Here is a 16,497-nt window from a genome sequence, read left to right on the forward strand (position 1 = left end):
TTTTTTATCTATTTATAGTGCGAGACATGTTGATATTTTATATAATATTTTTCTTTTAGATATCACAGCCATGATTATATTTAATAATATAGTTTATTGGAAAAGACGGTTATGCTTATTCCGTGTTCTTTAGATTGTTTTATTATTGTTTATGCACCATATTTATTTGGTAATGTTTTACCGGGTACCAACTACGTGGGCAGGGATGCAGTGGCATGCCTATGTATATTGTTGCTTTATCTGGAGAGGTTGTGTTGAAGTCTCGGAGGACTAGGCCGAGGTTTCTGCGGAGACTTGTCTCTAATATAGAGGATGCTCTGCGGAGACATGGCATCGATGGCTATAAGGTTTGGGTTGATGGGGCTCGCGTGTTTGTCGAGACTCCTGTTGATGTCTCTGACGTGCTTAGGAGGATCTTTGGGATCTATAGGTTTGGCGAGGTTGTTGAGCTGGAGTTCAAGGATCTACGTGATCTTGCGGAGAAAGTGGCTTCTCTAGCCAAGGACATGGTTGCAGGTAAGAAGTTTGCTGTACGAGTACATCGTACTGGAGAACATGATTTCACGTCTATTGATGCCGCTAGAGAGATCGGTAATCTTCTCTACAAGTACTCGGCCGGCGTCGATCTGGAGAATCCCGAGGTTGAAGTATGGGTTGAGATACGTGGAGACAAAGCATACCTGTATAAATCAAGGATAAAAGGACCTGGAGGATTACCGATCGGTGTTGAGGGACGAGCACTCGTATTGTTCTCCGGTGGATTCGACTCGCCTGTAGCCTCATGGTATATGGCTAGGAGGGGTGTACAAGTAGATTTCCTACACTACATTATGGCATCCCCCCAGTCAGCCTACCTAGCATACAAGGTGGCGAGGTATCTTGCCGAGAACTGGCTCTACGGGTACAAGCCAAGACTAATCATAGCCGACTTCAGGAAGATAACAGAAGCTATTAGAGAGAAAGTTAGGAGAAGCTATCGCCAAGTAGTACTACGTGCAATCATGTATATTGTCGGGGAACGTGTAGCGAAGAAGATAGGCTACGATGCTCTCGTCACTGGAGAAAGTCTTGGACAAGCAGCCAGTCAAACACTCGCAAACCTTAACGCCATAGAGAAAGTCATTGATATAAAGACGGTTATCCTGAGACCACTCATAGGTTTTGATAAAGAAGAAATAATCGATATGAGCCGTAGAATAGGAACACACGATCTATCGGGTTGTGTAGCCGAATTCTGCGCTATAGCACCTACTCTCGTAACCACCAAGGCAAAAGTACACGAGCTTGAGAATGAGCTGAATAAGATACCGAGCACCATCATTGACGATGTAGTCTCCAATATCAAGATAGTAGATATACTTGAAACGAAACCAGAAGAGCTACTACCCGAGGAGGACATAGAGATCGATTACATACCCGACGAAGCAGTCATAATAGATCTAAGGACCAAGGAAGAATACGAGAAGTGGAGACACCCACAAGCAATACATGTATCACAAGTAAAAGACTGGAACATGTTCAAGGGTAAAACAGTTGTCCTATACTGTGATCATGGGCATATAAGCTATATTCAGGCAAGAGTTCTCCGGAGACAAGGAATAAAGGCTTATAGTCTCCGTGGGGGGCTCAACACGCTCAAGAAACTACTTTTAAAAGTTAAGAATTCTAACCATCCATGACAAATGAATGAGAAAATATAACAGATTACTTATACCTGTGAATAAATAGTTTCTACGATACCTACTAGTTTCCACGTTCTAGCTGTTTAAATGTATGGATTAGCTATAGAAACGAATATATAGAGTGTTAAGGAAATTCTTAATAAAGCCTAGTTCTCACCGCCCTGGAGACTCTTTTCTCTGACATAGGGGTTTCTGGGACAGTGGACTAGGACTTAGGTTAGTGTGGTTGAATATGGATGCCATATACGTCTATGAAACCCTTGTTGTTATTATTCATAACCACTATTATTGTACTAAGCCTGATCTCTCCTAGTACCACAGCATTAACAATGAATACTGATAGTGTCGAAGGTATTGATCTGTTGAAGCATGCTCTTGTATCCGAAATAGATGTCTGGGAAGAAGCCCTTGCTAATGAAGTTTTGTTGAACCTTATCCTTGTGGACATCATCCCCCCTGATGGCAAGTACTATGATCCATTGGTTGAAAGGTTCTTCTGGGAAACAGTAATACCTAGTGGTGTAGGTAGGGATGAGTATACTGTTCTCTTGTTTAAGTACCTCATACCAAGCAACTTTAGCAATAGCTACTACTATACCGCGTTTTTCAACAGAATAATAACTGAAGGCTACAGAATGTATAGATTGAATAGAGAAGCTGATCCCCTTGTCAATAAGGATTCATTCCTATTTTACCATAGGCTGCTCTTCGCCTATCTTGTACCAAGTAATTTCAGTGATGGGTACTACTATGACCAGGTATTCTATGTATTATACAGAGAAAACAAGTGGGGGTTTGCTGAAGTACTGGCATGGATAGCCTATTACAATGAGTTCGGTCCATTCTATGCCACAATACTAACGAAAATAGATCTCGAGGAACAATTCAGGAGCCTCTTGACAAATTGGGAGCCGGGAGAACCAGTCAATCTGGCCGAGCTCACGCAGCCTGGTAAACTTCATCTAGAACTCTATGGACCCACTGGGCCTTTACAAGGAGTCTATGTAGTCATATACGATGAGACACTCTGTGATATTGGTTACTGTTACTCCGACAGAGTCTCCTATGGGTTAACCAATGGAAGCGGTGTTGTTGAATTCGAGCTACCTCCAGGTGTATATAGAGCCAAGCTCTATGGAGCAGCTTACGGTGAAATACATGATATACGTGTTGAGACCAATAAAACAACTAATGTAACCGAGCTTTTAGGCAAGCTAACCATAGTATTTACTGATTCTTCCGGAAACGGTATTCCAGGACTATCATTTACGTTGTATGAACAAATACTATCCTCTGGAGGTATTGTAGAACAAGGCTCTCCGATAGCATCACTAACCCTTGATGCAAATGGATCAATTAGCTTCTACATAGTAGAAGGAAGGTATATGGCACGCCCCTACCTTCCAGGGCACAATACGTATTTCAAAGACATTATTGCCAATGCAGGTGTAGAACACACTTATGTGTTTAACCTTGATGTAAGACAAGTTACCATAAGAGCAGTCACCCCAATACCATCAATGCCATTCTACTTCAGTTACCGGATATACGGTCCCGTCCCCGGAGTACCCTACACCTATACCTATACTTCCAACTATGAAGGAGTAGCAACCATCTGGTTGAAGCCAGGCGAGTACGCAGTTGAAGTAACGGAGGTTAGTGTAGGGAACCTCGATATAGAGGCAAGTATCTTGATCAACTTCACCGTAGACTCTAATAGTGAGGTATCAGTTGAGATCCCATTCTCCGTAGTGGCCGTGAATATAACAGGTATACTACCGGAGACAACACTTAGGTTCAATGCCTGGAGGCTCCTTGACGATGGAAGCATGATTAGAGTCAGGAATCTTGGGTCAATAGATCTAGGCCAAGCAACAGTAATACCATTGCCTAAGGGTACATATTACTTTGAGCTAGTGGCTGGCTGGGGTTCACAAAAATACAACTTCACTGTTACCATAAACCCTGTTAACAGTGTATACAATGTAGCCCTAGACATCCCTGTAGGCTACTTAAACCTATCTACAATACCTGTCGATGGAGGAAATGTTAGAAGATACTACTCTGTATATTTACAGGAGACCATTGGGAACATTACTTACTACACCGACTATGTCGGCACCGGTCTAACAGGTTCTTTGACGCCATTACTTCCAGGAAACTATACAGTTATCATCAACGATATTGGTTTAGCTGAGCCTATATACAATATAGTGATAACAGAGGGTGTCATTACATATAAGAGCATACATCTAGGCAGAATAGTAGTTAATGTAACTACATTCAATTATATGGGTACTTCCGTACCCATACTGGTATTCCCCTACAATACCACATCAGGGGAACCAGTGTGGAATACATTAGTATACTCGACATACACTAGTGGAGACGGTATAGCTGTAATAGACATAGTACCCGGTACATACGCTGTAGCCATACCTGGAGAAAACATCACATTTTACTGGTGGACAAAAATAGGTTATGGAGAAGTCGTCTTAAACTTAACAGTCGACACCGTCCATACAGTGAATGTTAGTTTCTCTCTAGGAAAACTCTTAGTGAACCTTAATCCTCCATACGATTACAGAGCATATATTGACGAAGATTATTTCATCTACATACTTGAACAAAAAACAGTTAATGGAACACCTGTTTATGGTGACGTCATTAAGTCCATGTATATATGGAGTTTACCGATGGTTTTCGACTATGATCTAACACAAGGCGTTTACGCCATAGGAATAGGTTCATACTATGGCGTGTTTAACGACACTGTAATATACAATGTTGCCATATCACCCAACGGGATTACCAATATATCCTATAACTTTGGTATTATACAAATACAAGTTCTCCTAGATAATGGAGAACCCGTTAGCGGGCTATGGGTTGAGTTATACACGTCAGACGGATACTATCTTGGAGACGACATGACAGAAGTTGATGGTATTGCAAGATTTACTGCCCCTCCAGGAGAATACATGGTCATAGTATGGACGCCCGATTATCAACCAATATACCTTAATGTAACAGCCATAGGCCTCGGGATAACATCGTATAACACTACCATACCAGCTGGGTTACTGAAAATACATGTTAGGGGGCCTGATGGCGGCCCTGTTGTAGACTACTATGTTGAAGGAGAATCTCCAACATATTATTATTTTGATGGTTACACTGACGTCAATGGTACATTGACTGTATACCTACCAGCAGGGACCTACACCATATACCCACACTACTATAGTGAAAACTTTACAGGCATAGAGGTCAATGTAACTGCTGGTTCTACTACCGAGACAACGATTAATCTAAGTCTTGTACTAGCATACATAAACACTACATTTGACCAAAGAGCATATATCTACCTAGTCCTGTCAAACGATCCATACAATTACAACTACATCTATACAGCTACAGACTATGAACCTGTACCAATATACTTGACTCCAGGACATTACGTTCTCGAGCTACCCGGCATCAATACCAGTCACTGGGGCCGCTACGGCTATGGTGAACAAGTTAAGTTCACCATCAATGAATCAGAGATCAAGATAGTACGCTTCAACTTAACAGCTATAGCTTTAAGACTTGAAACATTAAGCATGCTGCCTAGAAATATCTACGCAAAGCTATACAGTCAAGTCGATACAAGTATTGACGAATACATCACTACTTGTATTCTACGCTATGATCAAAGTCCATCAACATACATGCTAGTAACCCCTGGTACATACGCTGTAGTACTATATGGCCCACCCTATAGCTACAAATGGTCCTACTGGGGTGTGGCGGGACACAGCTATACATGGTATAATGTATCGGCAACAATGGACAATATACCATTCCTAGAGTACGAGATGGGTCTAGCTATAATCCGCATCAACACAAGCGATTCTTCATTATCAATACCGCCAACTAGAGTGGATGTATACGCTCTATACAACGGTGATCTATATGAAGTATACCTCAAATACACTGATACCAACGGGTACACGTACTTCTATTTGACGGAGGGAACGTATGTCGCATCAACACCCTACGGTACAACAGTATTCAATGTCACTAGAGGCGGAGTAACATATGTTACAATCAATGCATCATTCATCGAAGTATACCTGAAGGGTCCTGATGGAGAACCTGTAATCAACACTCTTGTGAACCTATATACTAATGATACAATGCTTATAACTTATGGTTATACCGACGAGTATGGTAGAGTGCTATTCGCCGTACAGCCAGGCAACTATACCATTGTCCTCAAGGGGTTAAACTATTACTACTCACCATACAATGGAGGTCTTTACAACAACATAAACCTAGGGTATGGTTTAGCCAGGAACGTAGAACTGTTTCCAAACAATAGCACTACAGTAATAATAAATCTCAGCAGAATAGATATCGAGATCGGGTGCCCTCTAAGTGGAGCCGATGACCTAGCCGTTCTACTCTATGATAATGTCAGCATGGTTTTCATAAACTCTATGCTCACAAATACTAGTGGCAAAGCCAGTTTCTATGTAACAAACGGTTCCTACAGAATACTGCTATTAGGCTACAGCCACGGTTGGAGCGATAGATACTACATAGGAGCGTATACATGGTATTCAGCAGGTTACGGGGCAGACCTTGGCTCCGTTAATATATCAGGTCTTGTCAAAGCATACTTTACATACAATATATCAGCCGTTTACGTATTCCTGAAGACTTTCGACAACGAGCCTGTTATCGCTCAATGGGTAACGGTTTACTCAAGTGATCAAGTTGAACTAAGAGAAGGCTCGGTTAATAGCGACGGCGAGCTCATTTTATACTTAACACAAGGATCATACTATATAGCAGTATATCCGTACGACCAAGAACCACTCAATATAACTAGTATTGGTATATATTACTACAATAAGACGTTCTCAAAAATAAGAGTAACTATACGTGCACCACCATCCATAATAACAACATATACTGAATACGTTAGAATCTTATTCTATAAAGACTATGTAAACTCTAGTTCTAGAGGAACATATATAACAAGCAACTATGTAGCTATAAACGAGACTATAACAACGTATATACTTGTAAACACATCAGCTGCAGTAATTATACCGGGATATAGGAGTCTTGGCTATACCAGTACTTACGGTTATGGTGATGTCAGATTATTCACTGCAAATACTTCAATAATAGACATTATATTCAATATGTCCAGGCTAACAATTAGAGTAGAGGGTCCATGGGGCCCTATTAATGGCATACTGACATACATAAGTCCAACAGAAGCCCCTTACGGCTATACATACGAGTGGACGGACAGTAATGGCTATGCAGAATTCCTCATAACTGAAGGAAACTACTTCTACTGGACCTACGTGATACCATACACGCATAGAGACGTCGTATATGTTGATGCGTATACTGCTATTGAGAGAAATATTAGCCTAGGAGCAATACGTATAGTCCACGATCATCATCCCGATGACAGCAAGTTCATAAGGATAATAATCTACGATGATAACTACGGATACTTATCATACTTAACAATATATGATGAACAAACAATTTACACGTACAACGGTACATACCATCTTGTATCAAGGATCGACAACGGGTGGATTATTGAAAGGAATGTTACTGTACAAGAACTAAACGAGTCAATAGCCGTATTCCCTACGGGAATGATCAGGATACACTTGTTTAATGTCGAAAACGAGACCATCATGGATTCACAAGTAGCTAGACTAAACTTACGTGAAGACAGTAGTATAGGCGACCAGGTGAGAATAATTTATTTCAGTAATGGTGTAGCTGTAGAAGGTGCTTTAACTCCAGGCAACTATACAATAACATTCCCATACTATTATGCAAACCAATATGGTTACACTAGACTATATAATGTCTCCGTATATGCTTTACAGCTAACAGACTATGTTATCAAACTAGGGAGACTCCAAGTAAACCTTCTATACAATAATGGTACTCCTGCCGCAAACTATGAAGTAAAAGTTTATACTACATGGTCTGATGGTAGCATACAGTATCTTATAGATTCAAAATACACTGATGATAATGGCACAGTAGTATTTGATCTAACTAGAGGAGAGTATGCATTATGGTTGGAAGGACTAGGCTATGTATACGGTATAACATTGTACGATGGGAGACTAACGAATGTAACCTACACAGTATCACCAGCCGACTTGACCGTAACGAATATAACATGGAGCCCCAAGGAGCCGGGCGATGGCGATATAGTGCTTGTGACTGCAAACATAACCAACCTTGGTCCAGGCCATGTATTCAACGACTTCCGTGTACGCTTTTACCTAAACGGTACACTAGTGAAGACAGTTGAGGTGCATGGTCTTCTCGCTGGGTATTACGTGTTAGTGACAACACCTATCACAGCTATTGGCGGTATAGACGAGATCTCTGTTATTGTTGATGCTGAGAAGACTATATTCGATTCAAATAGAACAAACAACAACATGACAGCATACATAAGGGTACTGAAGCCAGACCTACTCGTGCTAAATGCTTCTATTGATGGAGAACTCGTTGATGGCGGCAGAGCAAGAATAACATTCAATATAACCAATCTAGGGCCTGGCAATACACACAGAACATTCTATGTAAGAGTACTTCATGAAGGAAGGCTTGTCAGAACACTTAGTGTTAACGGGCTAGATGTCAACGATACAATAGAGTTATCAGCAGAATTCACTGTAATAGGAGGCGATAATGAGGTAACAATAATTATTGATCCAGACAACGATATTGGCGAGGAGAATGAAACAAACAACATATACGTATTAACGTTTTACGCACCACCACCGGATCTAGCAATAATTAGTGCAAACATGAGCTATACTGATTTTATTGATGGCGGGCTGGCTTTACTTAATGTAACAATCTCTAATATCGGCGCAGCCAAGACCTATAGGGCATTCTTCGTCAAACTATTTATTGACGGAGAATACGTGTCATCAGCATACTATAGTGGAGGACTAGATGTAGGCGAGACAATTAACCTAATATTCTACATGCTACTGAGAGGAGGAGTCCACACAATAACGGTAATCATAGATCCCGACCACAGGATCCCCGATCCAGATAGAGACAACAACGTATACACTATCAACTATACGTTGCCAGCACCAGACTTATCTGTAGAGAACCTCACTGTAGAACCATCTATTGCTGGCGAAGGAGAAGAAGTAACAGTAGCATTTACTGTTGCTAACAAAGGTGCTGGTGGAACCAAGACGAAATTCTATGTAGACCTTTACGTGGACGGTGTACCATACGACACAACATACATAGATACACCACTAATGCCAAGTGATAATGTCACGAGAAGCTTTGTACTAGCACTGAGTGCAGGCAATCATACGCTCGAGATAATTGTTGACCCTACTGAAAAAACTGGTGACATCAATAGAACAAACAACAATGCCACAATCATTGTAACTATCTTGAGTAGCGATATAGAGGTAGTATCACTAGAAATCAATACATCCGGTGGACTCCATTACAGTGCTGAAGCAGAGGTCAAGGCTGTTATAAGAAACAATGGTCCAGGTTCAATAAACAAGACATTCTATGTGTCATTTTTCGATAACGATGAATTCATTAGACAAGTAGCAGTAAACAGTCTCGCTGTAGGCGAAAACATTACTATAACCATACCAATAGCTCTAACCAGCGGTAACAGGACGTTTAAGGTTATTGCTGACGACCACTACATGGTATGCCCTACTCCAGGCGTATGTATATACAAGCATAGACACGAAATATCGGATCTAGATAGAGGAAACAATAATGCATCCATAAGAATCTATGTACCCGGGCCAGACCTCATCATAACCAATATTACTATAGATCCAAGCGTACCCAAAGCATGGGGTAATTTCACGGTATACTTAACGATCAAGAACATAGGCGACTACAAATTCAATGACACCCTAGATATACTGCTAAGTATAGGTAACAACAACTACTTGATCCATGCAGGCACTATACTAGAACCAGGCGACGAAATAACAGTTGCCAAGAACATATACGAAGGCTTAATGCCAGGAAACCATAGCATTAAAGCCGTAGTAGACATATTCAACGCAATTATAGAACTCAATGAAAGTAACAACGACTATACAACAATATTGAGTATACCGTTACCAGACATAGAAATAACAAGAATTCACGTTAATGCATCACAAGTACTCAATAACCTAGATGTATACAACATAACAATCACTATCAGGAACAATGGATGGAGCTTCAACCACTTCTTCTACATAGTGGTCAAGCTAGGCAATGTGAACTGGTATATCAAGAGAGTTGTTTTAGAAGGAGAATTTAGTACAGGAGAAGAGAAAAATGTTACCATACAGTTATTTGCAAGACCGCCAGGTGGGCAAGAATATGTTGTCTATGCTGATTTCGTTAATACGATACCTGAATCAAACGAGTCCAATAACATAATATACTTCACAACACCTCTAGTGCGTTCACTAGACATAAGCGAGCAAACATACACCCTATGGTATACGATTGTTGAAGAGTCTAGAATAAGAATTGTTAACACTGGTGGTGTACCACTAGAGCTAGTTAACATAACATTCAATGAGCCATGGATAACCATTGACTATAATAGCACAATAGTGCTTGCACCGGGAGAACATATCGACCTAGAAATGCATGTCAACACATCATACACTGGCATAGGCTCATTCCCTGTGGTCATAACAATTGAAACCAATACAAGTTATTCAATGACCGAAGAAATATATGTTCGTGTCATAGACCCGGACCTAATGTTCCGTGTCAGTACATCACAAAGCTATGTAGAGACCAGTTTAACTGGCATAATCAACCTAGCAATACATATATCATCGTCATTCTATCCCACTAGCAACTATACTGTAAGGTTTTCAGGCAATGCAACAGTAATGATGACAGGTAGCCAAGAATTCATGGTATCAAGAACAGGGGCCTACGGGGTTTGTCTAAATGCTTCTCCATTACTAATCACGCCTGGCAAGTACGTACTTGAGGTAGAGGTTACCATAGTTGAGTATAATATATCAAAAAGAATGTCAATTAACATAACGATCTACGAGGATCCAATCATAATAGATATTATGCCTATGAATAACACATTCATACCATCAAACACTCTAGTTATCGCTTGGAGGACTAATGTACCGACAAATGGTACACTTTACTTCAGAGAAGTAGGAGAGCAGTCGTTTATAGAAATACCTTATGACAAAGACGTTAAACATGAATTCCATCTGGGAGGACTGCTCGTTAACCATTCATACGAGTTCTATATAGTTGCTGAAACAGACGCGGGTTCAGTTACAACGAAAATATACAGGATCACTGTACTGCCATCGGTGGGCTTTAAGGAACACGAGGTAACTGTAAGGATCAGACGAGACTACATGCAGGTCGTAACAATAGATGTAGTTAACAATGACAAGTACTTCAGCCATGCCATAGTAGCATGGATCGCTAACCCATACCCAGACTTAATACTAAACTTTGTTGGCAGCGGCTCTATCGACAAAGAACTACGCGTATCACCAGAGTCTACAGCAAGATTACAGCTCGTAATACACGCGGCAGACACTGTAGCAACAAACTATACCATCACTGCAATACTTGTCAACTTGGATAACAATGCCACGGATGTCATGACAATACATATTATAATCGAGGAACCCGTCTTCGATATCAGGCTTGAGTACCTTGGTATGGACAACTACACGCTTGTACAAGTCTATAAGCTCACGAACTACGGTGACACAATAACTGACCTATCAGTATATCTAGTTGGTCCCATAAGCGCATATGCTTATGTATACCCAGATATGAACCACATACTGATCAAACATGGCGAAACAATAATATTCTATGTCATACCAATACTCTCGCAGCTACCAGAAGACCCCAATTTAGTTGTGGGAACAATTGTTGTTGAGACAAAAGACCCACGAAACATAGAGTTCAAGACGGACTACTTCAAACCTCCAGAAGGCTATAAGATCTATAGAGTTATGGTGGAAAGCATAACTATCCGTGCTAAGGCAAATGACTGGTATTGTACCAATAGACCTCGTGTCACGACAAAACTGAGGATATCAAGCGACCCACCAGACGACACAGGAACAGCAACACTCTACATAACATTCCTACCTAAATCAGATGTTCTGCCTCATGACGGACAGATACTTGTCAATGGTGCACCCGTGTATTCGTGGAGTAATGATGTCCCAAGAGGAGTTGTTGCCGTAGAAGTACCTCTGAGTGTACTAAACCTTAACCCAAGTGGCGGGATCTCCGAAGTAACTATAGAGATAAATACAGAGCATATGAATGGCGGACACTACGTTGTTGCAACAGGTTTCGAGCTACTAGTCAATGTCAAAGGCGGAGTGTACTATGTAGCTGCTAAAAACTATGAAGAGGCTAGAGAGAAAGTCTATAGTATATTCAAGCCAAACCTGGTTCACATAGACCCAATCGATTGTGAGACAATACAGAAACCACCAGCACTCATAAAAGCGATAGTAGGAACACTGAAGTCAGGCATATCACTTGACATAGGCGAGATAACTAGTTTCCCAGACCTGATAAAGGGTCTTCTAGGGAGTTTCATCGAGGTAGACGCCAAGATCGAGGGTAGCGTAGCGGAGACACTGACCACTATAGATATCACTCTTGCAGGCAAGCTTGAGCTAAAGTTTGCCACCGAGATAGTCCGTGGGGAAGCCTATGGTAAACTAGGATGGGCTATTATGAACTGTGAATGGAAGTTTACTGGTGGTACACTAGGTGGTTCATTAAAGTACGGTAAGACCATGCCATTCCCATTACCGAAAACATGGCTTTCCTACATCAATAAACATGGTGTCAAAGTTAATGCTGAGGTACTCATAGGTGTAAGCAACGTCGTCATAAAAATCGATGAACGCCTCAGCATAGTAGCTATACCTTCATTCCTCATAGGAATAGAGACATCCGGTATAGCAGAACTCGAGCTTAGTGAAGACACAAAACTAAAGATCACATTCAAGCTAACAGGTGATATAGGTTGGGAGGACAATAACCCAACAGGCAAGATCGCTGTTAGTGTTGCAGGCGATGTTTCACTAGAATTTGGTCCATGGGAATACACGTACAGTGGTGAATGGGGAGTAAAGTTCTTGGCAAGATACAATGTTGCTGCAGGTAAATGGGAATGGGGTGTAAGACCATTAAGCGATCCTGGGGCAACAACCAGACAATACTACTTCTATGCGGATCAGCTAGGCTACCCGTATATAGTTCTTGCAGACCAGTATTCCTCATCAAACCCATCGTTATCATACATGCCTGGAGTAGGTCTTGTTGCAGTATGGATTGCCTCTAACGAGAACACCACAAAGATCATGTACTCAGTATACAATGGCTCTAGCTGGAGTGAACCAAGCCAGATACCAGCCCCGGATGGGCCATGGTATATTAGTGTTGAAACCAGTGTTGTTTCTGGAAAACTCGTTGTCTTAGTAACCGCTATAGACCCATTTGACCCAACGAATATGACCTATGAAGAGGTCGCAGCAATACTAGAGAACAAAACACTATACTACACGATATGGGACGGCAATACATGGTCTACACTAACAGCTATCACACATGGTGTAGCAGGACTACTTGATACTGCTTCAACAGGAGAAAAGATTCTTGCCGTATGGAAAACTATTGTAGACGATAAGGAGGCCATAACTTATAGTATCATGGAGGCTATGTCATGGACTTCACCATCGATACTAACAAGCACCATAGTTGATAACGAGACACTATCTATACGTAGCATAGCTGCAGTATTCATGGACGACAAGCCAGTAATAGTATGGACACGCGACATCTACAGGAACGAGACTGGATCACAGATCCTACTATACACCGGAATGTACTATATCATGTATGAGAACAGTACGTGGAGCCAGCCTGAACTAGTAGAAAACGTTACAGACCCCATATCAGTAGACGCCGTATCGAATCAGACAAGTTTATACGTTATATGGAGTAGTGAAGAGGACTACCTATACGTTATAGCATTCAATGGTACATCATGGCTAAATAACACCGTGATCGGTAGAGGCTCACTGCCTACAATAGCGTTTTACAACAATACTATAGCTGTTCTGGCTAGAAGCTTCTACAACACAACATACACCGATGTATCAATGTACATAGTTGGCCTAGAGACACTATCGTCGACAACAATACAGCATATAACAGTTGACGAGCTTGAGGACAATGATTACGATGTAGAGTACTATAATGGCGAACCAATCCCTATATGGACGAGAAGATATGAAAACACAAGTGATTTACCGGAAGGCTATGTTTATGCTTATGGCTTGTACTATGTAAAACCTGTAGAAATCGCTATAACAGGGTTCAAGGCAACACCTACCGCGACCATTGAGGGTAACCCGATTAGTGTTGAAGTAAATATTACAAATAGAGGTGAAGACAACGCTACATTCAATATTCTAGCATACCTTAATGACACACTAGTTTATAACCAGAGGCTAAGTATTGTCAGTGATACAACAATAACCCATAGCTTCAACGTAACACCAATAGATAAAGGCGTCTATGTGTTAAGGGTTGTTGTAGCAGACTCAACACCACCCAATATCTTAGGCGAACCAGAAGCTTCAGCAATAATCAACTCTACTAGACTACTTGAAGTCACGACTCCAGCGAACATGAGTTTTGTAGAAAACACAACGAGAATAACTGGTGTTGTAAAAGGCCTCGTGCCAGCTAACGTAACGGTTTATATCATTGAAGAAGAAGAGCGAACACCTATAGCTTCCCTAGGATTTGTTATAGGCGAGTGGGAAGCCCCACTTAATACGACAACACTAAGCGACGGCCCCGTGAAGATACTTGTCGAAGCATCAACCGGTGGTGCAATAGATTCTTGCACACTAGTATTACTCGTGGACAACACTCCACCAACAATAAACTTCATAACCCCGACCAACAACAGTTTTGTAGCCAGAGAAATAGCGATTAATGTAACAGCTTATGACGAGTATTACAGTCTGCCAAATATTCCATTCTACAGAATCAATAACAGCACTTGGACCCCGATGCAATACCTAGACAACAACACTTACTACATACTCGTGGACACTAGGAACCATACTGACGGCATACCATTGATCATTGAAGTAAACACTACGGATCTCTCTGGAAAAACCACGGTAGAGAAAATAGTACTCATACCAGATAATACACCACCAGAAACTATTGATAACACTACTACGGCATGGCTAAACAGGGATGTAACCATAGTCCTCGATACTATTGACAACGTATCCGGTATAGCAGAAACCTTCTATAGAGTTGATGGAGGAGAATGGATTTCTGGCACAATAATACTGATACAAGCTTTCGCCAACCACAGTAATGATGGTGTTCACGTAGTAGAATACTATAGTATCGACAATGTCGGTAACGTCGAGCCAGTAAAGACAGCCTATGTGTATGTAGATACAACTCCGCCTACAATGAGTGTAGAAGGATTATATAATGATTCCTATGTTAAAAACTCAGTACTCATCAACGGCATCGTCTCCGATGAGCTATCCGGCGTAGCGTTTGTTACAATATCTATTGATGGCTCTGAGCCTATAGAAATAGAGCCAGTGAACGACACATGGAGCTATCTATTAGATACAACGATTTATGGTGATGGATTACACCAGATGACCGTGACGGTTATTGATAACGCTGGAAACAACTATACAACCACAATAGAATTCAACATAGACAACACTCCACCAACAGCAACATTCACCGCACCCCAGCCAAATAGTGTAGTTAGCAGAGCTACTGTCTTAGAGTTCAGCTACAGCGACGACAACATAGACAAGGCAATACTAATCATCAACGGGACATCTATTGATGTAACTGGACGTAATAACTATACAATAGACACAACAATATATCCCGACGGAGCTCTTGTAGTAATGCTGAATGTTAGTGATAAAGCAGGAAACTATCATGTAACCAATGTAACAGTAATTATAGACAACACGCCACCAACAGCAACCATAGTAAGCCCGGCATCATACACACTGGTATCAGGAACTACAACCATAGAGTTCACATACAATGACACCAACTTCTACAAAGCAATCCTATACATAAACAATATAGAATACAATGTCACTGGACGCAACAACTACACTATAGACACTTCACTCTATACAGACGGTTACTTAAACATAACATTAAAAGCAGTAGACCTTGCCGGAAACACCAACACATCATCAATAATTATAGTCGTAGATAACACACCACCACAAGTAACCATAATGAGTCCAAGCAATGGAACAAAAGTAGAGTCAGGCATACTAGCAGTGTCATGGAACATAATAGAGCCACACCTAGACAAAGCCATCCTGTACATTGATGGAGAACCCGTCGATGTAACGAGTATTTCAACCTACAATATAGATGTCGACTCTCTAACACTAGGAGTACATACGATAACATTGTATGCCGTAGACAAACTAGGCCACGAGTCTAACACTACAATAGTAATAGAAAAGATAGAAGCAGTAACAACAACTACGACAACCACAACAGCGGAGACAACGACAACAACGACCCCACCAGGATTCACTATAGGAACTGCTGTAGCAATAACTGTACTAGTCCTGTTAGCCATAGCCCTTATATTACTACTGAGAAGAGGTAAACTCCTTAAAACATAAAACCTAATCTTTTTTCCCTAAACACTATT

At 41.1% G+C, this 16,497-nt stretch carries 2 protein-coding genes; both read left to right on the forward strand.

Annotated elements, in window-relative coordinates:
* Positions 1-215 precede the first annotated feature (215 nt).
* Positions 216-1,679, forward strand: coding sequence for a tRNA 4-thiouridine(8) synthase ThiI (thiI, locus tag J4526_08055; GenBank protein WFO75015.1), 1,464 nt, complete (start codon positions 216-218; stop codon positions 1,677-1,679).
* Positions 1,680-1,918: 239 nt separating this feature from the next.
* Positions 1,919-16,468: a hypothetical protein gene (locus J4526_08060; protein ID WFO75016.1), complete on the forward strand. Its 14,550-nt coding sequence runs from the start codon at positions 1,919-1,921 to the stop codon at positions 16,466-16,468.
* The last annotated feature ends 29 nt before the right edge of the window (positions 16,469-16,497 follow it).

It is taken from the genome of Desulfurococcaceae archaeon MEX13E-LK6-19 (assembly GCA_029637525.1).
Lineage (GTDB): Archaea > Thermoproteota > Thermoprotei_A > Sulfolobales > Desulfurococcaceae > MEX13ELK6-19.

Coding starts and splice junctions, on each gene's coding strand:
- thiI (WFO75015.1), top strand. CDS start 216: ATGCCTATGTATATTGTTGCTTTATCTGGAGAGGTTGTGTTGAAGTCT.
- J4526_08060 (WFO75016.1), top strand. CDS start 1,919: ATGCCATATACGTCTATGAAACCCTTGTTGTTATTATTCATAACCACT.